The 22935-nt window shown below is 70.9% G+C and carries 24 protein-coding genes; 7 read left to right on the forward strand and 17 right to left on the reverse strand.

Going from position 1 to position 22935, the window contains the following annotated elements; genetic code table 11:
* Window positions 1-63: 63 nt before the first annotated feature.
* Genes AB0K12_RS25600 through AB0K12_RS25615 form a run of 4 tightly spaced genes read right to left on the reverse strand, consistent with a single transcriptional unit; the run spans window position 64 to window position 3026 of the window.
* Window positions 64-762 carry an RDD family protein gene (locus AB0K12_RS25600; protein WP_364566055.1) on the reverse strand — a complete coding sequence of 233 codons (699 nt, stop codon included), beginning with the start codon at window positions 760-762 and terminating at the stop codon, window positions 64-66.
* A complete protein-coding gene (locus AB0K12_RS25605) occupies window positions 759-1145 on the reverse strand; it encodes a PadR family transcriptional regulator (RefSeq protein ID WP_364566058.1) in 387 nt (128 codons plus the stop codon). Before AB0K12_RS25605 ends, AB0K12_RS25600 begins: the two co-directional genes overlap by 4 nt.
* Window positions 1146-1205: 60 nt before the next feature.
* The gene (locus AB0K12_RS25610; protein ID WP_364566061.1) at window positions 1206-2195 is read right to left on the reverse strand and encodes a hypothetical protein; all 990 of its coding nucleotides are present in this window, start codon (window positions 2193-2195) and stop codon (window positions 1206-1208) included.
* Between the two features lie 24 nt (window positions 2196-2219).
* Window positions 2220-3026, reverse strand: a complete 807-nt coding sequence (locus AB0K12_RS25615; RefSeq protein ID WP_364566064.1) for an SDR family NAD(P)-dependent oxidoreductase — start codon at window positions 3024-3026, stop codon at window positions 2220-2222.
* 109 nt (window positions 3027-3135) lie between these two features.
* Between AB0K12_RS25615 and AB0K12_RS25620 the strand changes: the two genes are divergently transcribed.
* From AB0K12_RS25620 to AB0K12_RS25630, 3 genes are all read left to right on the forward strand, one after another.
* Window positions 3136-4035: a LysR family transcriptional regulator gene (locus AB0K12_RS25620; protein ID WP_364566067.1), complete on the forward strand. Its 900-nt coding sequence runs from the start codon at window positions 3136-3138 to the stop codon at window positions 4033-4035.
* Window positions 4036-4351: 316 nt separating this feature from the next.
* Window positions 4352-4777 (forward strand): MarR family winged helix-turn-helix transcriptional regulator, encoded by a 426-nt coding sequence (locus tag AB0K12_RS25625; protein ID WP_364566070.1) that lies wholly within the window; start codon window positions 4352-4354, stop codon window positions 4775-4777.
* A gap of 102 nt (window positions 4778-4879) precedes the next feature.
* Window positions 4880-5584 carry a VOC family protein gene (locus AB0K12_RS25630; protein ID WP_364566073.1) on the forward strand — a complete coding sequence of 235 codons (705 nt, stop codon included), beginning with the start codon at window positions 4880-4882 and terminating at the stop codon, window positions 5582-5584.
* 112 nt (window positions 5585-5696) lie between these two features.
* On the opposite strand, the gene AB0K12_RS25635 is transcribed toward AB0K12_RS25630, so the two are convergent.
* The 5 genes from AB0K12_RS25635 to AB0K12_RS25655 all read right to left on the reverse strand — a co-directional run bounded on the left by AB0K12_RS25635 (window position 5697) and on the right by AB0K12_RS25655 (window position 8061).
* Window positions 5697-6122: a hypothetical protein gene (locus AB0K12_RS25635; RefSeq protein ID WP_364566076.1), complete on the reverse strand. Its 426-nt coding sequence runs from the start codon at window positions 6120-6122 to the stop codon at window positions 5697-5699.
* A 188-nt stretch (window positions 6123-6310) separates the two neighbouring features.
* On the reverse strand, window positions 6311-6730 hold the full coding sequence (locus AB0K12_RS25640; RefSeq protein ID WP_364566079.1) for a hypothetical protein: 420 nt from the start codon (window positions 6728-6730) through the stop codon (window positions 6311-6313).
* A 125-nt stretch (window positions 6731-6855) separates the two neighbouring features.
* Window positions 6856-7242, reverse strand: a complete 387-nt coding sequence (locus AB0K12_RS25645; RefSeq protein ID WP_364566082.1) for a hypothetical protein — start codon at window positions 7240-7242, stop codon at window positions 6856-6858.
* A 164-nt stretch (window positions 7243-7406) separates the two neighbouring features.
* Window positions 7407-7571, reverse strand: a complete 165-nt coding sequence (locus AB0K12_RS25650; RefSeq protein ID WP_364566084.1) for a hypothetical protein — start codon at window positions 7569-7571, stop codon at window positions 7407-7409.
* 106 nt (window positions 7572-7677) lie between these two features.
* On the reverse strand, window positions 7678-8061 hold the full coding sequence (locus AB0K12_RS25655) for a nuclear transport factor 2 family protein (RefSeq protein ID WP_364566087.1): 384 nt from the start codon (window positions 8059-8061) through the stop codon (window positions 7678-7680).
* Window positions 8062-8147: 86 nt separating this feature from the next.
* On the opposite strand from AB0K12_RS25655, the gene AB0K12_RS25660 reads away from it, so the two are divergent.
* Window positions 8148-8630 (forward strand): hypothetical protein, encoded by a 483-nt coding sequence (locus AB0K12_RS25660; protein WP_364566089.1) that lies wholly within the window; start codon window positions 8148-8150, stop codon window positions 8628-8630.
* 79 nt (window positions 8631-8709) lie between these two features.
* On the opposite strand, the gene AB0K12_RS25665 is transcribed toward AB0K12_RS25660, so the two are convergent.
* Together AB0K12_RS25665 and lgt are read right to left on the reverse strand one after the other, a co-directional pair.
* On the reverse strand, window positions 8710-9351 hold the full coding sequence (locus tag AB0K12_RS25665) for a methyltransferase domain-containing protein (RefSeq protein ID WP_364566092.1): 642 nt from the start codon (window positions 9349-9351) through the stop codon (window positions 8710-8712).
* A gap of 19 nt (window positions 9352-9370) precedes the next feature.
* A complete protein-coding gene (gene lgt, locus AB0K12_RS25670; protein ID WP_364566095.1) occupies window positions 9371-10210 on the reverse strand; it encodes a prolipoprotein diacylglyceryl transferase in 840 nt (279 codons plus the stop codon).
* A 366-nt stretch (window positions 10211-10576) separates the two neighbouring features.
* Between lgt and AB0K12_RS25675 the strand changes: the two genes are divergently transcribed.
* Window positions 10577-12019 carry an MDR family MFS transporter gene (locus tag AB0K12_RS25675; protein WP_364566098.1) on the forward strand — a complete coding sequence of 481 codons (1443 nt, stop codon included), beginning with the start codon at window positions 10577-10579 and terminating at the stop codon, window positions 12017-12019.
* Between the two features lie 143 nt (window positions 12020-12162).
* A complete protein-coding gene (locus AB0K12_RS25680; protein ID WP_364566100.1) occupies window positions 12163-15285 on the forward strand; it encodes a BTAD domain-containing putative transcriptional regulator in 3123 nt (1040 codons plus the stop codon).
* On the opposite strand, the gene AB0K12_RS25685 is transcribed toward AB0K12_RS25680, so the two are convergent.
* From AB0K12_RS25685 to AB0K12_RS25700, 4 genes are all read right to left on the reverse strand, one after another.
* The gene (locus tag AB0K12_RS25685) at window positions 15272-16297 is read right to left on the reverse strand and encodes a hypothetical protein (RefSeq protein ID WP_364566103.1); all 1026 of its coding nucleotides are present in this window, start codon (window positions 16295-16297) and stop codon (window positions 15272-15274) included. The genes AB0K12_RS25680 and AB0K12_RS25685 overlap by 14 nt on opposite strands.
* Window positions 16294-17673: an AMP-binding protein gene (locus AB0K12_RS25690; protein WP_364566105.1), complete on the reverse strand. Its 1380-nt coding sequence runs from the start codon at window positions 17671-17673 to the stop codon at window positions 16294-16296. The genes AB0K12_RS25685 and AB0K12_RS25690 overlap by 4 nt, the downstream gene beginning before the upstream one ends.
* Window positions 17674-18139: 466 nt before the next feature.
* On the reverse strand, window positions 18140-18523 hold the full coding sequence (locus AB0K12_RS25695) for a PPOX class F420-dependent oxidoreductase (RefSeq protein WP_364566108.1): 384 nt from the start codon (window positions 18521-18523) through the stop codon (window positions 18140-18142).
* A gap of 79 nt (window positions 18524-18602) precedes the next feature.
* On the reverse strand, window positions 18603-19208 hold the full coding sequence (locus AB0K12_RS25700) for a CGNR zinc finger domain-containing protein (RefSeq protein WP_364566926.1): 606 nt from the start codon (window positions 19206-19208) through the stop codon (window positions 18603-18605).
* Between the two features lie 36 nt (window positions 19209-19244).
* Here AB0K12_RS25700 and AB0K12_RS25705 point away from each other — a divergent pair, with 36 nt between their 5' ends.
* Window positions 19245-20108, forward strand: coding sequence for a hypothetical protein (locus tag AB0K12_RS25705; RefSeq protein WP_364566111.1), 864 nt, complete (start codon window positions 19245-19247; stop codon window positions 20106-20108).
* A 92-nt stretch (window positions 20109-20200) separates the two neighbouring features.
* Here the strand turns inward: AB0K12_RS25705 and katG are convergent, their stop codons facing one another.
* A complete protein-coding gene (gene katG / locus AB0K12_RS25710) occupies window positions 20201-22429 on the reverse strand; it encodes a catalase/peroxidase HPI (protein WP_364566114.1) in 2229 nt (742 codons plus the stop codon).
* Window positions 22430-22463: 34 nt separating this feature from the next.
* Complete coding sequence (locus AB0K12_RS25715; protein WP_345393356.1) at window positions 22464-22904, reverse strand: Fur family transcriptional regulator; 441 nt, start codon at window positions 22902-22904, stop codon at window positions 22464-22466.
* Window positions 22905-22935 lie beyond the last annotated feature (31 nt).

Raw genomic sequence — 22935 nt, forward strand, 5'->3', positions numbered from 1 at the left:
GAGTCCGACGAGCCGGCCGGAATGGCCGAGGTCACGGGCATGGTGCAGCGAGTATTCGAGCCTTCACCGATCGGCAGGTACGACCTTGGTGGTGGTCAGGCGGTCGAGGATGCGGCGGCGGTCGCCCCATACAGCGGGGACCCAGTCCACCCACGCGAACGGGCCCAGGAGCAGGCTGATCCGGCGGACGATGCCCGTGAGCGGGTGGATGCGCAGCCCGGTCTCGGTGACGACGCGGAGCTTCATCAGGCGTTTGCCCGGGGTCGTGCCGGTGCGGGCTTCCAGGAGGCCGAGGCCGATGACCGACCAGGCGAGGGCCAGGGGGAAACCCAGAGAGTAGATCAGGCCGGAGGCGTCGTAGGCGCCGCAATTCAGCGGGGTGAAGGCGACGCAGCCTTCGCCGATCCTGAAGTACGTGGCGGGCGGGAACGACATCGTGAAGCCGGCGCCCGTCTCGATGGTTCTGAGCACCCCCTGCACGAACAGCGCGATAGAGATCGCGACGAGCGGCAGGTTGTCGATCAGGACGGCGACGAAGCGGAGGTCGATGCGTGCGGGCTGGGCGGTGCGCGACTCGGCGAAGGCGGCCGCCGCTTCCGCAGGCGGGCCGAGGCGGTCTAACGCCTCGGTCAGCTCGCCGGCCTCCGCCGCCTCGGACAGGTGATCGCCCAGCTCCGCCCTGGCCCTGTCGCGCTCCGCGCCGATGAGGTGGCGGGCGACCTTGTCGGTGTAGTCATCGATGGTCCGCCGTTCGTCGCTCATTCCGGTACCTCGCCAAGAGTGGTGAGTAGCTGTCGCATCGCTTCGACCAGGCCGCTCCACTCCTCGCGCAGCATGGTGAGGTAGGCGCGGCCGTCCTCGGTGATGACGTAGTACTTCCGCGGCCTCGACCGGCCCTCGGCCTCCCAGGTCGCGACGATGTGGCCGGAGTCCTCGAGCCGGTGCAGCAGCGGGTAGAGCGTGCCCTCCTTGATCTCGAGGACGCCCTCGCCCGCCTGGCGCAGCTCCTTCAGCAGCTCGTAGCCGTAGCGGCGGCGGACGTTGAGCACGGACAGCACGGCCAGCTCCGTCGTGCCCCGTGCGAGTTCGCGTCGGAGCCGCGCGATGGTGGCCGATCCCGGAGTCGGGTCGCCGTCCTCGGTCATATGAGCAAGGTACGACCTGATGCCTTGCGTGGCAAGGTATCAGGTCGTATCAGGTCCGTATCAGGCCGAGAGGGACAGCTCGTACACCTTCGACACCCCGCTGCCTTGCCGGGCGTACACCCACACCCCGGTGGCGGCGGGCGCGAGGTCCATGATCTTCAATGGGCTCTCGGGCAGCGGATACTTGCTCCACCGCCCGTCCTTGACATGCAGCACGTACGGCCGGCCCCGCCCCGGATCGGCCGCGATCCAGACCCCGCCCCGGACGTCCGCCCGTACGAAGGGCAGCGCGGTGCCGGGCAGAGGGTCACCCACCCGCTTCCACCGCTCGCCCTGCCGCCGCAGGATCACGCCCCCGGACTCCTCGGACCCCACGGCCCAGGCGTCACCGCGAGCGGACACGGCCAGGTCCCGGATCGAGACCTGCGGCATGGGGTCTGTGCTCCATCCCGACCCCTCCCACCGGATCGCCTGAATCAGGCCGTCCACATGGTGGATCGCCCAGACGCGTCCCGGTCCTGCGGCGGCGATGTGCTCCAGCCACGCCGACCCCATCTCGTCGGAGGGTTTCGGCATCTCCCTCCACGCGCCCCCTGACCACACGTTCAGGACCCACCCGCCGTACTCGCCGATCTCGGCCAGCCACGCCTCGCCCTTGGCCGCGACCGCCGTGTCCTTGATGGTGAGTTCGGGGTCGAAGCGCGACAGGTTCGGCCGTCTCACCCACGAGTCCCGTACCCGCTGCCACACGCCGCCGGAGGCCAGCCAGAGGTCGTCACCGGCCGGCGACGTCTCGAACCCGAAGCCCGACCCCGTCGGGAGGAAGTCGTCGGGCGGCTCCTCGGTACGCCAGGCGCGCCCGTCCCACCGCATCATCAGCGACGTGTCGCCCGCGACGTACGTCCAGACCTCCCCGGTACGGAGGGCGGCGATCGAGTGCCACATGTGCCGGCCGGGTCCGTCCCAGGTGTGCCTCAACCGCCACGACACCCCGGGCGTCTGGGGAGCACACACGACTAACAACATGAGCAGCACCCAAGCCAAGCGCATACCGCCAGATCCTAAGCGCGCCCCTCAGCCGAACGCGGCCTCGGTGACCGGCGCCCACTCCCGCCACTCGCGCAGCCGCTCGGCGTAGATGGCCTCGATCTCGGGGAGCGTGTTGCCGAGGACGAGCCGCCGGGGCGGCTTTTCGGCGTCGGCGAGCAGGAGGATCGCCTCCGAGGTCGCCGCCGGGTCGCCGAGCACCCATTCCTTGGCGGTCGCCTCGTGGACGGCGGCGTAGTCGGGGTGACGGTCGGTGGTGCGCATGCTGGTGGTGCCGGCGAAGTCCGTGGCGTACGGGCCGGGCTCGACCGCGGTCACGTACACGCCGAACGCGGCGACCTCCTGGGCGAGCGCCTCGGACAGGCCCTCCACCGCCCACTTGGAGGCGTGGTAGGCGCCGATCCCGGGGTACGCGCGCACGCCGCCCTCGCTCGTGACCTGCAGGATCCGGCCGGACCGCTGGGCTCGCAGCACGGGCAGGACCGCTTGGGTGACCCAGACCGTACCGAAGAAGTTCGTCTCCATCTGGGCGCGCAGTTCGGCCTCGGTGAGCTCCTCGACCATGCCGAAGAGCCCGTAGCCGGCGTTGTTGACGACGACGTCGAGCCGCCCGAACCGCTCCACGGCCTGCTCGACGCCCTCGGACACCGCTTTCCTGTCGGTGACGTCGAGGGGCAGCGGCAGGACGGCGTCGCCGAAGCGGCTTACGAGCGGGTCGAGAGCGGTGACGTCGCGGGCCGTCGCCACGACCCGGTCGCCGCGCCGCAGCGCGGCTTCCGTCCACAGGCGGCCGAAGCCGCGCGAGGCGCCGGTGATGAACCAGATCTTGGACATGATTTCCTTCCAGGTCTTCCTCCTTCCAGCATCCGTACGTAGGAGCCATTCCACAAGCGATGCTTCCGCACATGAGACATGCGTAGTACGCATGGCTTAGGTTGATCGCATGGCGGAGTTCACCGTTCCTGCGCTGCGGGTCGTGCACGCGGTCGTCGGCACCGGATCGTTCACGGCAGCCGCTGAGCTGCTCGGATACACGCAGTCGGCGATCTCCCGGCAGGTCGCGGCTGCGGAGTCGGCGGCGGGGACGCCGCTGTTCGTCCGCAAGGCCCGTGGGGTGGAGGCGACCCGAGCAGGCGAGGCGGTAGCGCGCCGGGCGGCCGCCGTGCTGGCCGAGCTCGACGCGCTGGGCCGCGAGCTGGCCGCGCTCGCCGACCCGCTCGCCGAGCAGGTCACGCTCGGCGCCTTCCCGACCGCGACCTGGTCGCTCATCCCCAAAGCCATGGCGGCGCTCAGCAGCGAGCACCCCGCGCTGGCCGTCGAGCTGCACGAGGCGTCCAGTCCCGCGCTCCTGCGCCAGGTGCGGGCCGGCGGCGTCGACGTCGCCGTGATCGCCGTCGGTCAGAGCCTGCCCGACTACGACCTGCACGACCTGCACACCGAACGCCTGACGGCCGGCGGCATGGGCATCGTCGCCGTGCCGAAGAACCACCGTCTCGCCGGACGGTCGCGCGTCTCGGTCGAGGATCTGTCCGGCGAGCCCTGGATCGTCGGTACGGGCCCGCGCGGCGACCCGCAGTTCGGCGCCTGGCCGACGCTGCGGGAGCCCCGCATCGTCCACCGCATCCGCGACTGGAACGCCAGGCTCGGCTTCGTCGCCGCCGGGCTCGGCATCACGACCGTGCCCCGGATCGCCGTCACCGGCCTGCCCGCCGAGATCGCCGCCGTCGAGGTGGATGATCCCGCCTATTCGGGGCGCATCGCCCTGACCGTGACCAGGTCAGAGCCGTCTCCAGGGCAGCGCGTCGTCGTCGCGGCCCTGCGCGCCGCGGCCGCGTCGGTATGACGTCGTGTAAGCCTCCGGCCGGTTCTCACCAAGTACTGGGTGTGAACCGACGAAGGGAGTAAGGCCGGTGCGTCTCGAACGGGGGAAGCTCGCCACCGTCCCCGTGGCGTTCGAAGCCTCCTACCGCAGGCACATCGACCCGCACACGGTCGCCGACGAAGTGGCGGAGCGGCCGCGGCGCGCTCGCCGGCGGCGGGTACGAGACGGCATTTGGACAACCCGCCGCCCGCTCCTCGATACTGGGTGCCCGAACAGCCACGAAGGGGATCACTCGATGCCAGCGGACGGGCCGACCGTCGACCAAGGTGTACGAGAGATGATCCTGCTCATGCCGCGGCTCATCGCGCGGGCCAAGCGCACCCCCGTGCCCGAGCAGCTGCGGGACTTCGCGCTCACGCCGCGCCACCTGTCGCTGCTCGCCCTGCTGCTGCACGACGGCCCCGCCACGGTGAAGACGCTGGCCGGACGCCTCCAGGTCGCCTCGACGACGGTCAGCCTCATGGTGAACGACCTGAGCCGCAAGGGCATCCTGGCCCGCCACGAGGACGAACGCGATCGTCGGCGCACCATCGTCAGCATCGCCGATGAGCACCGCGAGGCCATCGAGGGCTGGCTGGCCGCGGGCGCGGACGCCTGGCGTACTGCGCTGGAGCCCCTGGAGCCCGCGCAGCGGCAGCTCGTCATCGACGCGCTGCTCACCTATGAGCGCGAGACGATGAAGCTCACCCGCCAGTCCGACTGACCCCCGTTTCACACCTCGTCGTTGACACCCCGCTGCCCGCAAATTAGGTTTGCTAGCAAATCAGATTTGCGTCAAAACCCATCGGATGCCTGGAGGTTCAGCGTGCCTGTCTACGACCTCGACCACGTCACGCTCGGCGTACGTCACCTCTACGAGAGCGCGGAACGACTGCGCCGCGAGACCGGGCTGCGCAGTTACGAAGGCGGCTGGCTGGAGGTCATGCCCACCGCGCACCGCGTCATCCCGCTGCCCGGCGGCGCCTTCGTTAACGTCGAGTCGGTCATCGACCACTACGCCGAGCTGCCCCCGGGATTCGGCGCGTTCCGCGACTGGTTCGAGCGGACCACCCGGCGGGGCGACCACTGGATGACGTGGAACCTGCGGGCGCGCAGCCGCGCCGACCTCCAGGACGTCGCCCGCAGGCTCGGCGGCGAGGTCATCGAGACCCAGGGCGCCCTGCACCCCGACGGGACGTCCACGACGACGATCATGGCGCCCGGCGACGCGCGCAAGACGTGGGCGCGCGGGCTGCCGAACTGGTACTACCACGAGGACATGAGCAGCCACCCCGCCCGCACGACGCCCATGACGCACGAACGTCCGCTGGCCGCGGTCGCCTGGCTGGAGCTCGGCAACGACCCCGCCGAGGTCGAGGAGCACATCGGCAAGGAGACGTTCGACGCCCTGCCCCTGCGGTTCGTCTCCGGCGGGCCCGGCCTGCAGGGGGTGGGGCTGCGTACCGAGGACGGCGACGAGATCGCCCTCCGCGCGGCCTCGGGAGTCTCCGGCCTCGCCGCCCTCACGTGAAGCGGGCGGTCATCGTCGGCGCGGGGGTCGGCGGGGGCCCGTGATGGTGTGCTGTATCTACCGCCCACGTAAAAGGCCACATCGCCTTTATGGGAATGTGGCCTTTGGGGGATCAGGACGGGAGTTGCTTCTCGTACCAGCTGTAATCAATCATCGTGCTGGCGGGGCCGGTCAGCGTGCCGTAGACCTGCCAGAAGCTGTCCGGCTCCAGCGAATAGCGGAAGATTTTGTCGCCGGGCCGGTCGTCCACGAACGTGGTCTGCTTCGCGTTGTTCCAGATCCGTACCTCGATGGCGAATGTCGAGGTGTCCGGGATGTCGAGGCAGATTTCGAAGTCGTACGCGCGCGAGCCGCCGATGTTGTACTGGCGGCCGTCGATCGCGGGGCGTTGCACATTGGAGGGGACATAGCTGTTCACGACCCGGGTGTAACCCCCGGTGGCGCAGTCGATGCCCGAGGTGGCGGCGGATGCGGGACTGGTGACGGTGAGCGTGGCGCCGAGGACCCCGGCGGCGAGCAGGGAGATGGTGCGCTTCATGCCTCTCCTCATCCGTGCAGTGAGTCTCCAACCGGGTAGTTGAAGGATGAACTGATTCTGGCGTGCGCGCGCACTCCCGGACAAGGGCGGGCAAGAATTCCTGCGATGTCAAGTCAAATAGTGTGATGATTATCAAGGCCACACCCCGTGACCGGGATGTGGCCTTGGCGGTCACCCTGCGTGCGGCATCAGGCCGGGGTGCGCTTCTCGTGCCAGGTGTAATAGAGGAAAGTGCTGCCGGGGCCGGTCAACGTGCCGTGCACTTGCCAGGCGAAGTTGGCGGGAATGGTGTAACGGAGGATTTTGTCGCCAGGCCGGTCATCGGTGAAGAAGGTCTTCAAGCCGTCGTTGAGATTCTTCAGCTTGATGGTGAACGTCTCGCCGTCGGGGATGTCGAGGCAGATCTCGTACGTGTGCGGCTGCGGCCCGTTGATGTTGTAGAGCGCGTTGTCCACCCCAGGGCGCTCGACGTTGGTGGGCACGTAGGTGTTGACGACCCGGGTGTATTCGCCGGTGGTGCAGTCAATGGAGGAAGCGGACGCGGGAGTCGTGCCGGCGAGCGTGGCGCCGAGGGCGCCGGCGGCAAGAACGGAGATGGTGCGCTTCATGCCTCTCCTATCCATGTGGTGACGCTCCAACTGAGAAGTTGAAGTCTGAACCGATTCTGTCGTGATCACCCAGATTTGGACAAGATCGGGCAAGGTTCTGTCCACCCCGCAGTAAGCAGTGGCGCTCAGCCGGGCGCCGCGACGCGCCAGGGCGCGGTGGAGAACCACGTCTTCGCCGACGGCAGCAGGAGCAGAGTGACGATGAGTGCGGTGCAGGGCGCGCTGATGACCCAGATGACAGTGCCGTCGATCAGGAACTCGATGACGTCGAGCACGGGGATGACCAGCTGGACGGCGATGGTGGCGAGGCGTAACCGGGGCTGGCGGGTGTGCCACTTGTTGGCCAACAGGCCGGTGAGCAGCGCTGGGAGGTGGATGGGCGCGTAGAGCAGGTCTTGGACGGCGCTCCGCGAGTCGATGAACAGGGCCAGAAACAGCAGGACGATGTTGAGCAGGGCGATCGTCGCCTGGATCCAGATGAGGTTCCTGGCGACCTTCACAGGCATAGGCATGTCGAGGAGCCACCTTCGGGTTGGGGGGTACGGCAGAGCCTTTCCTGCACGGCTCCGCCGCACTGATCTTTCCACCCCTGGACGAACTTCCATGCCGCCATGATTTGATAGGCCGCTCAGAAACCGGCCTTCCTTTTACTGCACCGTGATTTCCCAGAGGAGATTCACCCGTCAAAGGCTGTGAGCGCCGACCACAGAATGCCTGCCTGTACGAGACCGACCAGGTCGACAGCGATCATCCAGGCGATCCCGCTCAAGCGGGTCCGGGAGACGAGATAACTCAAGGGCAGGGTCAGCACCGACTGTCCCATGACGAAGACATCCGGCACGCCCCTCTTCGAGGTGAGCCGGCCCAAGATCCCGAAAAGCACGACAAGCGCCGCGTAACCCCCCGCAATCCAACCGGCCACTGTCCTGCCTGCCCGCCTTCGGTGGTCAGTAGCGTTCCACAAGGTGGGCGCGGCCTGCGGGTGGGTCGTAGGGTTCGGGCCAGTAGTCGGTGATCTTGGTGATCAGGCCCTCGGGTGAGAGGTCGAACCAGACGCAGGCGTCCTGGTGTTCGTCGCCGACTCGGGCGTCGATCCAGGCGGCGGCGTGGAGGCCGTCGGCGAGGATGCGGCGGGGCTCCATGTGCCAGTCGCCGGGGTAGTCCATGTTGAACTGGAGGAAAGCCTTCCTGCCGCGGATGCGTTCGCGGGTTTGGGGCATCTCGTACACCACGTCGTCGGCCAGCAGGGTGCGGAAGGTGTCCCAGTCGCGGCGTTCGGCGCTGTCTATGTACGCGTGTGCGGCCTGGCGACTTCTGGCGGTGTCGTCCATTCGAAGGACGTTACACAGCGGCACCGACAACTTCGCCGGGGGATATTCGGGTGAGTTCCGGGGTGGTGCGGGATAGCGTTTCCTGGGTGCGGCGGTGCGTCTCGTGTAAGCGGTGGGAGCCTGCTGGGGCGCCTGGGTGCCGGGCCTGCGCTGCCGTCGTTGACGAGGTCGTCGAGGCCGGGTGGCGGGCGTTCGTTGCTCGGGAGTTCGGCGGGCTCGGTCCTCAGGAGGAGCGGGACGTCGCCTCCATGGTGGTCGATGAGCCGGACAAGCATCTCTGGCGAGTCGTGGACGCCGCCTACGATCGGCTCACCTGTGGGGAGTGCGGGGGCAGGTTGAGCCGGGGGCCGGCAGGGTGCCGGGCTTGTGATCTGGCCAACGGGTTTCGGTACGTCGCCATCGAGGTCGATCGGCCCGGTGTTCCGCCGGGGAACGAGCATGGGCTGCGGGTCAATGTGGCGGTGGTGCGCAGGCCGTACGGGATCTCTGAGCGTGAGCTGGTGGCGCGGCGGTTGTTGCTGCCTTTTCTGCTCGACGGGCGGCTGCCGACGATCGCTCACGCTCAGTAGATCAGGGCCTTTCTCAATCGAGGGGGTACGGAGGACCAACTCGCTAGGCGGCTCGAATCGATCTGGGAGTGCTAGCGGGTCACACCGCGCGCATCAGGAGGTGGCCGCGGCGGAAGCGTTCTTCCTCCAGGGGTTCGCGGAGCATGCGGGCGACCTCCGTGAAGCCCTCCTTGCGGAGCAGGTCGGCCAACTCGTCGATGGGCCAGCGGTAGGCCGCGGTGACCTTGTGGTCGAACTCCGTCACCGGCTCGCCCTCCGACTCGAAGAAGCCGATCAGGAGGTGGCCCCCTGGGGCCAGCACGCGGCGGAACTCCGTCAGGTAGGGCGGCAGTTCCTGCGGCGGGGTGTGGATGATGCTGTACCAGGACAGCAGGCCGCCCAGCGACCCGTCCCGTACGTCGAGCGCGCCCATCGAGCCGAGCTCGAAGCGCAGGCCGGGGTGGTCGCGGCGGGCGATCTCGATGAACGCGGGCGAGAGGTCGACCCCAGAGGCGTCGAGGCCGAGGTCACGCAGGTGGGCGGTCATGTACCCGGGGCCGCAGCCGGCCTCGACGACCGGGCGGGGGCCGGCCACGCGTACGAGGTCGGCGAAGGCGGCGACGATCGCACGGTCAAGGGGCAGGCCGTCGAGCGAGTCGCGGACCAGGTCGGTGTAGAGGTCGGCGACGGCGTCGTACGCGGTGGCGGTGGCGGTCAGGTAGGGGGAGGGTTCGTCGGCCATGGCGGATGACTGTAGCCCATCAGGACCTGGCCGCTACGACGACCTCCTCGGCGTCCTTGCGACGGGTCAGCCAGAAGTACACGAGCGCCCCCACGAACAGCGCGATCGACGTCCACTGGTTGATCCGCAGGGACAGGAACGTCACCGCGTGATCCACCCCGCCCACCGCGTCGATCCGCAGCCCCTCGATCCAGAAGCGGCCCAGCGTGTACCCGGCGACGTAGACGGCGAACAACCGTCCGTGATGGAGGTCGAAGCGCCGGCCGATGCCGATCAGGGCGAGACCGAGCGCGAGGTCCCACAGCGACTCGTACAGGAAGGTCGGGTGATAGAGGACGCCGGGCTCGCCGCCATGGGCCTGGTCGATCTCCAGGCCCCAGGGGAGCGTGGTGGGGCTGCCGTACAGCTCCTGGTTGAACCAGTTGCCCCACCGCGCGATCGCCTGCCCGATGGCGATGCCGGGCGCGACCGTGTCGGCGACGGCCCCGAGCGACAGGCCGCGGCGGCGGCAGGCGAGCCACACCCCCACGCCGCCCAGCGCGACCGCGCCCCAGATGCTCATCCCGCCTTCCCAGATGAACAGCGCCTGGTACGGCTCCTTGATGGCGCGCGGGCCGAAGTAGATCTGCCAGTCGGTGATGACGTGGTAGAGGCGGGCGCCGATCAGGCCGAAGACGACGCCGGGGATGGCGATGTCGCTGATCGTGCCCGGTTCGCCGCCCCGGGCGCGCCAGCGGCGGTCGCTGATCCAGATGCCGACGGCGATGGCCACGATGAAGCACAGCGCGTAGGCCCGGATCGGGATGAACCCGAGATGCCAGACCCCCTCCGGGGGGCTGGGAATCAGGGCGAGGGACATGGTGGTGACGCTAACGGATCCGGCCCCGGATGGGCAGGTATGTGACCTGATCGGACCATCCGGAATGGTCACGCACGCGTGGGAAGCAGATCCGATCACGAAATGTCCGCATAAATCGGGAATGACGAGCGCCCGGCTCGGCGCTTACCCAGGGTGCGCCAACGACCGTAAGACCCCCGCAGAGACCCTCCGCAGAACCGCCCTCCGCAGAACCGCCCTCCGCGGAATGCCCCGCCGAGAACTGCTCGTGCGGGCCGCCGATGAGTTCTGTCGGTGGGACCGGTCAGTATGTGCATGACGACGATGACCGTCCCAGAGAACACCCCTTCTGATCCCCTGTTGACGGGCGACCGAGATCGAGGCTCCGTGATCACTTCAACGCACGACGCAGCACCGCCGAAGGCCGAGGAGGCCGCCGGGTCACGGCGCACGCCGCCGGTGATCCGGCTGCTGGTGCTGGCCACGTTCGTGGTCATCCTCAATGAGACGATCATGATCAACGCGATCCCGCGCCTCATGACCGCCCTGAGCATCGGCGAGCAGACCGCGCAGTGGCTCTCGACCGCGTTCATGCTGACGATGGCCGCGGTGATCCCGATCACGGGGTGGTTCCTGCAGCGGGTGACCACGCGCGGCGCGTACGCCACCGCGATGGGCCTGTTTCTGCTGGGCACCGCGCTGGCCACGGTGGCGCCGTCGTTCGAGGTGCTGCTCGGGGCCCGCATCGTGCAGGCGTCGGGCACGGCCGTGATGATGCCGCTGCTGATGACGACGTTGATGCACGTCGTGCCGGAGCACAACCGGGGCAGGGTGATGGGCAGCGTCAGCCTGGCGATCTCGGTGGCGCCCGCCATGGGGCCGACGATCTCCGGGCTGATCCTGAGCTTCGGGTCGTGGCGGCTGTTGTTCGCGGTGGTGCTGCCGATCGCGGCGCTGATCACGTGGCGCGGCCTCGCGCGGTTGCAGAACGTCGGCGAGCCGCGGGTCGGCACGATCGACTGGTTCAGCGTGGTGACGGCGGCGGCAGGGTTCGGCGGGCTGGTCTACGGGCTGAGCCGGTTCGAGGGCGGCGACGCCGGGATGGCGGCGGCCATCGTGGTGGCCGGGCTGGTGACGATCGCGGTGTTCGTCGTCCGGCAGCTCGTGTTGCAGCGGCGCGGGGTGCCGCTGGTCGACCTGCGGACGCTACGCCACCGCACATACACGGTCGCGCTGATCATGATGGCGGTGGCCTTCATGGCGATGCTCGGCTCGATGGTGCTGCTGCCGCTCTACCTGCAGAACGTCAGGGCGTTCAGCCCGCTGGAGACCGGGCTGCTGGTCATGCCGGGCGGCCTGGCGATGGGGCTGCTGGGGCCGGCCGTGGGGCGGTTGTTCGACAAGTTCGGCGGCCGGGTGCTGGTGGTGCCGGGCGCGGTGGCGATCATGCTGTCGCTCACCGGGTTCACCCAGATCACGATGACGACGCCCTACTGGCAGATCCTGGCGCTCCACGCGCTGCTGTCGATCGGCCTGGCGGCCACGTTCACCCCGGTCTTCACGCTCGGGCTCGGCGCGGTCCCGCCCGCGCTCTACTCGCACGGCAGCTCGATCCTCAGCACCTTGCAGCAGGTCGCGGCGGCCATCGGCACGGCGATGGTGATCACGGTGATGAGCGCGCGCAGCGCGTCGCTGCGGGCGTCGGGGGTCAGCGACGTGCTCGCCGACCTCGGCGGCATGCGGCTGGCGTTCGTCATCGGCGCGGTGCTGTCGGTGGCCGTGGTGATCACCGCCCTGCTCCTTCCGGCCAGGGCCGACGCCTCGAAGTAGGCGTCTTGCGCGGTCGCGGCGGCCGGTGTACAACTCGTGATCGTCGACGAGGAAGGTCGCCTGTGACCGCGTTTCGCATTCTCGGTGCTGTTCAGGCCCTTTCCGCGGACGGGCCGGTGCACGTCCCGGGAAAGCAGCGGTCGATGCTGGGCGTCCTGCTGCTCTACCCCAACACGCCGGTCTCGCTCGAGCGGCTGATCGACTGCCTGTGGGAGGATCCGCCCGCCTCGGCGGTGTCCAACATTCACAGCTACGTCACCCGCCTGCGCCGCACGGTCGCCCCCGGCCTCGTCACCCAGGACCACCACTATCTCCTCGCCCTCGACCGCGACCAGCTCGACCTGTTCGTCTTCGAGGACACGCTGAGCGAGGCCCGCCACCACGCCGACGCAGGCGACTTGGTGAAGGCCCATGAGGCGTACCGGTCGGCGCTGGCGTTGTGGCGTGGCAGGCCGGCCGAGGACGCGCAGCTCACCGCGACCGTCCTGCCGCGCGTCGCCGACCTGGAGGAGCTGGCGCTGTCCGCCCGCTGCGACTGGACGGACCTCCGCCTGCGTCTGGGCCTGCACGAGGAGCTGATCGGCGAGCTGCGCGCGCTGGCCGAGGCCAACTCGATCAACGAGCGCGTCTGGCGGCAGCTCATCCTCGCGCTGCACCGGTCGGGCCGGCGGGCGGAGGCGCTGGAGATGTACGGCCGGGTCCGCGCCGTCCTCACGGCGGAGCTGGGCGTCGAGCCGGGCCCCGAGCTGCAGGACCTGCACGCCGCGATCCTGGGCAACGACGCGTCCGTACGCGAGAACGCCCGCCGCATCGTCCCCCGCCAGCTCCCGCCCGCGCTGGGCCGCCTGGTGGGCCGGCGGGCGGAGCTGGCCAGGCTGGACGAGACGCCGCACGCGAAGGTGACCCTGGTGGTCGGGGGCGCAGGGGTGGGCAAGACCACGCTGGCCGTCCACTGGGCCCACCGCGTCGCCGAGCGCTTCCCCGACGGCCAGCTCTTCCTCGACGCCCGCGGCTTCGACCAGGCGCCGCCCATGAGCGCGGCCGAGGCGCTGCCCCGGCTGATCCAGGCGCTCGGCTGGCCGGCGAAGGACATCCCCGTCGATCTGGAGGCACAGATCGGCCTCTACCGGACGATCCTGGCCGAGCAGCGCGTCCTCGTGATGCTGGACAACGCCGCCGACCCCGACCTGATCAGAGCGCTGATCCCGCCGGGCAGCGGCTCCCGGATGCTCGTCACCAGCCGCGACCGGCTGAGCGGCCTGGTGGCGCTGGAGTCGGCGGCCTCGGTCACGCTGGACGTGCTCGACCAGGACGCGGCCCTCGACCTGCTCGCCGACGCCGTCGGAAAGGACCGCGTCGAGCGGGAGCCGCAGGCCGCGGCCCGGCTGGCCGAGCTGTGCGCGCGGCTGCCGCTGGCGCTGCGGGTGGCCGGCGCGAAGGTGGCAGCGAGCCCGCACCGCGCGCTCGCCGACCACGTGGCCGAGCTGGACGAGCGGGACCTGCTGTCCGAGCTGGAGGTGCCGGGCGACCAGCGCACGGCGGTGCGCGGCGCGGTCGGCCGCTCCCACGAGACGCTGACCCCGGCGGGCCGGCGGCTGTTCCGGCTGGTCGGCCTGCTGCCCAACACCGGCGTCACGGTGCCCGGCGCGGCCGCGCTGTCCTGCCTCCCGGCGGGCGAGACGGCCGGGCTGCTCGACGACCTCGCGCGGGTCCACCTGATGAACGCCGGGCCAGGCCGCTACACCTGCCACGACCTGCTGGTCACGTACGCGGCGGAGCAGGCGCTCGCGGACGACCCGCCCGAGGAGCGCGAGCTGGCGGTCGCCCGCTACTTCGACTTCTACCTGCGCACGATCGTCGCGGCCGGCGAGCACGTGGACGTCCGCGTGGTCGGGCCGGCGCCGGGCGGCCATGACACGGGGGCGACGCCGCTGACGTTCGCCGACCGGGCCGAGGCGGAGAGCTGGCTGGAGCGGGAGTGGGACATCGTTGCCGCGCTGGTCGCCCGCGCCGCCGAGTGCGGCCCGTACGCGATGGCCTGGCGGCTGGCCGACGCGCTGCGCGACGTGCTGCCCTGGCGGCGGCCGGTCGCCGAGTGCCTGCGCATCGCCGAGCTGGGGCTGAAGGCCGCCCGCGCCGACCAGGACGACCTCGGGCAGGGCGCGATGCTGATGTCGATCGGCTACGTGCGCTGGCGCATCACCGACCTCGACGCCGCCATCGACGCCTACCGCCAGGCGCTGCCCCACCTGCGCCGGGCCGGCTGGCTCGCGGGCGAGGCGGCCGTGCTGCGGGCCGGCGGGGTGGCGCTCGCGCAGGCGGGCGACGCGGAGCAGGCCGCCGATCAGTTCCGCCGGGCCCTCGCGATCGACCGCGAGCTGGGCAACCGGGCGGGCGAGACGTCCAGCCTCGGCAACCTGGCCTCGCTCACGCTCGACCTGGGCCTCCTTCGCGAGGCGGAGCAGCGCACCCTGGAGGCGCTGGCCGCGGCCGCCGAGGTCGGCAAGCGCCAGCTCGAAGCCGTCCTGCTGACCAACCTGGGCGTGGTGCGGCGGGAGCTGGGCCGGCTGGCGGACGCCCAGGCCACGCTCGGCCAGGCGCTGGCGGCCGGGCGCGAGATCGGGTCACCGTACGTCGAGGCCATGGCGCTGGAGTCGCTCGGCTGTGTACATCGCGACGCCGGCCGTTACGACGACGCGCTGCGGGCCTTCGATCAGGCCGCGGCCGTGGCGAGGAGCGCCGAGAACGCCGATGTCGAGGTACGCGCGCTGGTCGGGCACGCGCTCGTGCACCTGCGCCGCGGCGACCTCACCGAGGCAGGTGAGCGCCTCGCCGCCGCCGAGTCGTCGGGCGGGCACACCGGCCACCAGCCGAACCAGGTGGAGCTGCTGCTGGCCCGCTCGGAGCTGGCCCGCGCCCAGGGGCGGCCCGCCGAGGCGCTGGCCCGCGCCGAGCAGGCGCGCCACCTGGCGGAGCGCGGCTACGGCCTGGCGCTGGGCAGGGCGCACGCCGCCGTCGCCGCCGCCCGGCTCGACCTGGGCGAGCCGGCCGCCTGCGAGGAGAGCTGCGGCGCGGCGCTCGACGCCTTCCGCAGGACCGGGCAGCGGCTCGCCCGCGCCAGGACGCTGATCCTGCTGGGCCAGGCCAGGCAGGTCATGGGGCAGGCGGATGCGGCCAGACGCACGTGGCGGCGGGCGCACGCGGTCGTCAGCGCGGCGGGGGCGCAGGAGCGCGTGCTGACCGCCGCGCTGGTCACATCTGCTTGACGAACGGTGTGCCCTCGTAACCGGCGCGGCGAGCGGCACGCAGCGCCGTACCCGGTGTCGGGCCGTGCGCGATCACCGCGTCGCCGTCGACGGCCACCCAGGTGCCGGACGGCGTCTCGGCCGTCTGCGCGGCGCGCAGCGCGCCGGTCAGCCGCTCGACGCGGCCGGAGGTGTCCAGCCTCGAGGCGGGGACGCCGAGCCACGCGTACGTACGCCGCTCGGCCCCGCGAAGCAGGCGCCACAGCACGTACTGGATGAGGATCGCGGGACCGAGCACGGTCAGGAACGCCATCCCCGAGCGCAGCACACCCGTCGCGAACCCGATCTCGACCAGCACGATCAGGCCGACGCCCGCGACCGCGCCGATCCAGGCGGCCACCCTGCCGTACGCCTTCGCGGCCACCATCGGCCACAGCGCGAGCATCAGGCAGTCGCCGAGGCCCGCCGCCACCGGCGCCGTCCCGCCCGTCACCGCCAGGAGCGGCGCGAACGGCTGGCCCACCACCTGGGCGAGGAACCGGTCGGTCAGGTCGCCGAGCCCGGTCGCGAACAGGTCGTACACCGCCAGCACCGTCGCGAACGCCGCCACGTGACCCGCCGACATGCCGGTCTGCGCCCACAGACTGGTCACGCCGATCACGGAGATCGCGATGAGCAGCGCGTTGAACGCCAGCACCGTGCCGTCGAGCCCGGCGACCGCGGCCGCCACCGTGGCGGCGACGAGCAGCAGCGAGGCGAGCGTGGCCCGCCGGCCGCCGATCACCGGCGCCAGCGTCATCTGGACGCTGGCCAGGAAGAGCACGCCGAACACGGTGGAGACCGCGGGGCCTGGCAGCGCCAGGTAGCCGACGGGCATCACCACCACCAGGCAGCTCATGATGAGCACGTCGGAGGTGGTCGAGTAGCCGATCGGCGGGCGCGGCAGCGAGTAGCGCCGCACGTAGCCGAGTGCGCCCAGCACGATCGCGGCGATGACGACGTCGAGCAGGGCGAGGTTCGGCAAGGTGATCATCGGGGGTCTCCGGAGGGCGATGACTCGAAGCTGTGCTCGTACAGGTCGGCGCGCACCCGGCACGGCTCGGGCAGCTCGCCGGCGGTGTCCACGAGCACGATCTCGGCGACGGGGAGCGCGCGTTCCGTCGCCAGCTCCTCGATGCGGCCCAGCGTGCCGCCCCGGCGTGGGGCGACGACGTGCAGGTCGGGCTTCTTCGGGTCGCCGGTCAGCGCGTACCTGGTCGGCAGCGGGACCTCGCGCACCGCCTGCAGCACCTCCAGGATGTCGCGGTCGGTCGGGCCGCCGCCGTAGTGGGAGGCCCGCCCGACGATCCTGGACGTGGCGGGGAGCGCGGCCAGCTCGCAGCCGTACGGCTCGTCGGGCAGGCGGCGTACGAGGTCGCCCGTCCGGTAGCGGACCAGCAGCGTCGTCTCGCGGTAAGGGGTGTAGGGGGTGGCGACCAGCTCGCCGACCTCGCCGGGGGCCACCGGGGTGTCGGCGTCCACGTCGAGTATCTCGAAGTGGGCCTGCTCGACGGCCAGGTGCAGGTGCTGCTCGGAGCACACCATGCCGGTGGTGGGGACCAGCTCCGTCATGCCGTACACGTCGGACACCGGCACACCGAGCGTCTCGCGTACGCGCTCGCGCAGCGCGTCGGTGAGGATCTCCGCGCCGGTCATCACCCGGCGCAGCCCGAAGTCCTTCGCCTGCCAGCCGTCCCGCTCGGCCCGCTGCACGAGCGCACCCAGGTAGGAGGGGACGGTGTAGAGGTCGCTGACGTACGGCAGCTTGCCCGGCAGGTGCAGCGGAGCGGCCAGCCGGTCGAGCGCGATGCCCGGATCGACCAGCCCCTGCGCGATGAAGCCGGCGCCCACCATGGTCAGTGCCCGCTGCGCCGTGACCAGCCCGACGGTCGCGCGCGAGCTGATGCACGACAGCCCGACGTGGTGCTCGCGCGTGTCGCCCACCATCAGGTACGAGATCGCCGACAGCACCGCCGCCAGCTCCAGCTCGTAGCGCGAGAACCAGACGATGGCCGGCGTGCCGGTGGTGCCGGTGGTCTGCGCCATCAGGACCGGCTCGCTCACGTCCGACACGAACGCGGGGCCGGCGCCGCGCAGGGCCGACTTGGGGGTGGTGGCCACCTGGGGGAGCTGGTCGAGCCCGATCCCGGCCGGATCGAGGCCGTGCTGCTCGAACCAGAGCCGGTAGTACGCGGTGTGCCCGGCCGCCCGCCTGATCGCCTGCCGCAACCGGCGGTCCGCCATCGAGCGCCTGATCTCCGGATCGTCGACGCCGCCGCCGGGCAGCAGGTCGTTGGGGCCCTCACCAGGCTCGCCCAGCTCGGCCAGCATCCCGCGGAGGTCGGTCACCAGCTTCCCCAGGGCGTCCACGTCGAATTTCCCGCCGCGGAGCACGGTGGCGGCGTGACGAAGCTGTCGAGCGGCTGTGGCGAGCAAGGACACCTCACTTCATCGGAACGGAGCGACCCCGGCCGACCGGCCCCCTGGAGGGACCGGCCGGCTCAGTTCCCTCAGGTGGCGGGGATCTGGAACAGCGCGGTCGTCAGGGTGCTGAGCGCGTACCTGGCGTAGCGCAGGCTCATCTTGACCACAGGGTTCTCCCTTCGGATGCCTGCCGCGGAAGCCCGCGGCGAGGCGCGTGAGTGATCGCCTCACCGCAACGATCGCCCCCGCCTCCACAAACCCTGCACATGATCACCACACGATCACGGTGGTGTGCGCACGGGTCAGGACGCGATCATGCTCGGCTTCGTGTCCGGGTGCGCCGTGATCGTGCTGGGCTGCGGGCTTGTGCTGATGCGGTGGGCCGGTTACGACCCGGGCTCGGCCGTGTGGGTCAGGCGCGCCCGACGATCTGGTGGTCGGGGCTGACGAGGGCGACCACGCGGTCCTCGTCACGCGAGTACGGCTGCCCGATGTACTTCTGGGCGATTCCGTCGATGACGTCCCAGGCCGCGTCGCCGTCGAGCCACTCGACGACCCTGCCGCGGACGATGACCGGCTCGAACGGGTTGTCCGCCGGCGTCATGGACACCGCCACCCGGGGGTCGTCCCGCAGGTTGCGGGCCTTGCGCGACTGCGGCCCGGTGAGGAAGGCGATGTGGTCGCCGTGGGTGCCGATCCAGATCGGGACGCTGTGCGGCGAGCCGTCGGGCAGGACGGTGGCGAGGTGGGCGATCGGGGTGCCGTCGAGGACGCGGCGTACGGCGGGGCTCAGCATGGTCCGCTCCCGGTTCGGGGTTCCTTGAAGAGACTCACCGACCATAATACCGTGAGTCTCTTGAGGGAACCCCCAGGGGTCAGCCGCGTTTTCTCGCGCGGTAGGCGCTGGCCTTGGCGCGGTTCTGGCAGGACAGGTCGCAGAAGCGGCGGGAGGCGTTCCGCGTGGTGTCGTAGAAGACCAGGGAACATCTTTCTGCCTGGCAGGCGCCGAGGCGGGCGGACTGGCCGACGCCGATCACCATGGCGAGGGCGGTGCCCATGTCGGCCGCCCAGGCGTCCACGGGGTCGGCGTCGGGGCGGTGGAAGGACAGGCCGAGCGGGTTCGCGGGGCTGCCGTGCAGGTTGGGGACGGCGTGGTGGCGTACGAGGAGGTCGTTGAGGCCGGCCGCCGCGTCGGGGAGGCGGTCGCCGGCGGCGAACAGCGGGCGCAGGCAGGCGGCGATCTCGGCCAGGCGGTCGGCGTCGGCCGGGGTGAGGGCGCTCGCGGGCGGGTGGACCGTCAGGTGTGCCTGGGCGGCGACGACCGCGGCGAGGCGGTCGGCTCCCGGCGGAGGGGGCGTGACCGCGCGGCCGTGCGCGTACGGCGTGGCCAGGGAGTTGATCAGCTGGACGGTCAGCTCGACCCTGCTCCCGACATAACTGTCTATTTCGGCTTGACCAGTGATTCGCCAGGCTTCTACCATCACTGGCATAGCTTATCTAGACAGTGAGGATCCTTCGTGACCTTCGACCAGCTCGCCCGGCAGATGTGGCACCAGATCGAGCCGGTGCACGCGCCGCTCTACTTCAGCAAGGAGGCGTTCGAGGAGGCCGCCGCGCTCGGCTACGCCGTCGAGCCACGCTGGCCGAGCTACTTCGCCTGGCGTACGGCGGTGCTCGGCGCCGCGGGGCGCGGCCTGGTCGCGGCCACCTACTACAGCTTCAGCCCGGCCATGATCGCCGAGTACGTCCCGTCGATCTGGGAGACGGCCTCCCCCGAGCAGGTGCTCCAAGCCCGCCTGCGAGCCGTGGACCGGACGATCCGCGCCCTCGTGGACGACGTGAAGCCGCTGGCCGAGGCGGCGGAGCTGGCGGTCAGGGCGGCGGAGAGCGCCGACGTCGCGCACCGGCCGCTGGCCGCCGCCAACCTGGCGCTGCCCTGGCCCGACGAGCCGCACGTGCGGTTGTGGCAGGCGTACACGGTGCTGCGCGAGCACCGCGGCGACGGGCATCTGACGGCGTTGCAGGCCGCGGGGCTCGACGGGTGCGAGGCGCTGGTGTCGTTCGCCGCCGTGGGGGCCGCCCCGGTCGCCGACTTCGCCGGACGCGGGTGGAGCGAGGAGGAGTGGGGCGCCGCCCGTGAGCGGCTGGCCGCCAGGGGGCTCGTGGACGCCGACGGCCTGGCCACCCCGGAGGGCCACGCCCTGCGCAACCGGGTCGAACGCCACACCGACCAGCTCGCCGCCGGTCCCTGGAAGGCGCTCGGCGAGGAGCGTGCCGCGCTGCTCGCGCAGCTGAACCTGCCGCTGCTCGGTGCGGTGTTCGAGTCGGGCATCCTGCCCTCCCGGACCACGCTCGGCATCGGCAAGATCACCATCACCTGACGCCCGCCGTACAAAAAGGGCCGGGCCCGCCACCTCGAACAAAAAGGGCGGGCCCGCCACCTCGAAGGTGACGGGCCCGTGAGACCGAGCGATCAGGCCAGGTCGAACCGGTCGAGGTTCATGACCTTGTCCCACGCGGCCACGAAGTCCTTGACGAACTTCTCCTTGGCGTCGTCGCAGGCGTACACCTCGGCGACCGCCCGCAGCTCCGAGTTGGAGCCGAAGACCAGGTCGGCGCGGGTGCCGGTCCACTTGACCTCGCCGGTGGCGGCGTCGCGGCCCTCGAAGGTGCTGCTGTCGCCGGACGTCGCCGTCCAGGTGGTGCCCAGGTCGAGCAGGTTGACGAAGAAGTCGTTCGTCAGCGTGCCGGGCGTCGTGGTGAGGACGCCGTGCTGGGACTGCTGGTGGTTGGCGCCGAGCACGCGCAGGCCGCCGACCAGGACGGTCATCTCGGGCGCGCTGAGCGTCAGCAGGTTGGCGCGGTCGATGAGCAGGTATTCGGCCGGCAGCCGGTTGCCCTTGCCCAGGTAGTTGCGGAAGCCGTCGGCCGTCGGCTCGAGCGCTGCGAACGACTCGACGTCCGTCTGCTCCTGCGTGGCGTCCACACGACCGGGACGGAACGGCACCTCGATCTCGAAGCCCGCGTCCTTGGCGGCCTTCTCGACGCCGACGTTGCCGGCCAGCACGATCAGGTCGGCGAGCGAGACCTGCTTGCCGCCGGTCTGCGCGCCGTTGAACGCCTTCTGGATGCCCTCAAGCGTGCCGAGCACGGTCGCGAGCCTGTCGGGGTCGTTGACCTCCCACCCGGCCTGCGGCTGCAGGCGGATGCGGGCGCCGTTGGCGCCGCCGCGCTTGTCGCTGCCGCGGAAGGACGAGGCCGACGCCCACGCGGTGGAGACCAGCTCGGAGACCGACAGGCCGGAGGCCAGGATCTGGGCCTTGAGGGTGGCGACGTCACCGGCGTCGATCAGCTCGTACGTCCGCTCGGGCAGCGGGTCCTGCCAGATCAGCGTCTCGCCGGGCACCTCGGGGCCGAGGTAGCGCACGACCGGGCCCATGTCGCGGTGGGTCAGCTTGAACCAGGCCCGCGCGAACGCGTCGGCGAACTCGTCGGGGTGGTCGAGCCAGCGCCGGGTGATCTGCTCGTAGATCGGGTCGACCCGCAGCGACAGGTCGGTGGTGAGCATGGTCGGGGCCACCCGCTTGTCCGGGTCGTGGGCGTCGGGGACGGTGCCGTCGCCGGCGCCGTCCTTCGGCCGCCACTGCCAGGCGCCCGCGGGGCTCTTGAACAGCTCCCACTCGTAGCCGTACAGGGTCTCGAGGAAGCTGTTGTCCCACTGGATCGGGGTGGGGGTCCAGATGCCCTCGAGGCCGCTGGTGATGGCGTCGCCGCCCTTGCCGGTGCCGTACGAGTTGCGCCAGCCGAGACCCTGCTCCTCCAGCGGCGCGGCCTCGGGGTCGGGACCGACGTGCTCGGCGGGGCCGGCGCCGTGGGTCTTGCCGAACGTGTGACCGCCGGCGATCAGCGCGGCCGTCTCCTCGTCGTTCATCGCCATGCGGCGGAACGTCTCGCGGATGTCGCGGGCGGCGGCCAGCGGGTCGGGGTTGCCGTTGGGGCCCTCGGGGTTGACGTAGATGAGGCCCATCTGGACGGCGCCGAGCGGGTTCTCCAGCTCGCGGTCACCGGTGTAGCGCTCGTCGCCGAGCCACGTGGTCTCGGGGCCCCAGTAGACGTCCTCCTCCGGCTCCCACACGTCCTCGCGGCCGCCGGCGAAGCCGAACGTCTTGAAGCCCATCGACTCCAGCGCCACGTTGCCGGCCAGGATCAGCAGGTCGGCCCAGGACAGCTTCTTGCCGTACTTCTTCTTGACCGGCCACAGCAGGCGGCGGGCCTTGTCGAGGTTGCCGTTGTCGGGCCAGCTGTTGAGCGGGGCGAAGCGCTGCTGTCCTGCGCCGGCGCCGCCGCGGCCGTCACTGATGCGGTAGGTGCCCGCGCTGTGCCAGGCCATCCGGATGATGAGCGGCCCGTAGTGCCCGAAGTCGGCCGGCCACCAGTCCTGGGAGGTGGTCAGCACCTCGGCGATGTCGCGCTTGACGGCCGGCAGGTCGAGGCTCTTGAACGCCTCGGCGTAGTCGAAGTCCTCGCCCATGGGGTTGGCCACGGCCGGGTTCTTCGCCAGGATCTTCAGGTTGAGCCGCTCAGGCCACCACTGACGGTTGCCGCCGCCCTGGGTGGGGTGGAGCGCGCGGTGGGCTACCGGGCAGCCGCCTCCATCCTCTGTCTTCGCGTCTGTGACGATCGCGTCGTGGTTCTCAGACAATGGGAATCCCTCCGGACTATGTGACTCAGGGTGCTCAAGAGCTGCTGGTGGCGGTGGAACAATCGGGGCACAGGCCCCAGTAGATGACCTCGGCCTCGTCGATGGTGAAGCCGTGGTCGTCGGACGCGTGCAGGCACGGCGCGTGTCCGACGGCGCAGTCGACGTCGGCCACGGCGCCGCAGACGCGGCAGACGACGTGGTGGTGGTTGTCGCCGACCCGGCCCTCGTATCTCGCCGGGCTGCCCGCCGGCTCGATGCGGCGGACGAGGCCAGCGGCCGTGAGCGCGTTGAGCGCCTCGTACACGGCTTGCAGCGAGATGTGGCCGACGCGGTCGCGCACCCCGGAGGCGATGGCCTCGACGTCGAGGTGGTCACCGTCGCGGACGGTCTCGAGCAGCGCGACCCGGGCGGCGGTCACCCGCAGCCCGACGCTGCGTAGCTCCTCGGCGCCGGTCGGCGTCTGGGGTGCGGTCATAGCGCCCAACCTAATCACCTAAACGCGAACG

The sequence above is a fragment of the Nonomuraea sp. NPDC049419 genome, assembly GCF_040676995.1.
GTDB lineage: Bacteria > Actinomycetota > Actinomycetes > Streptosporangiales > Streptosporangiaceae > Nonomuraea > Nonomuraea salmonea.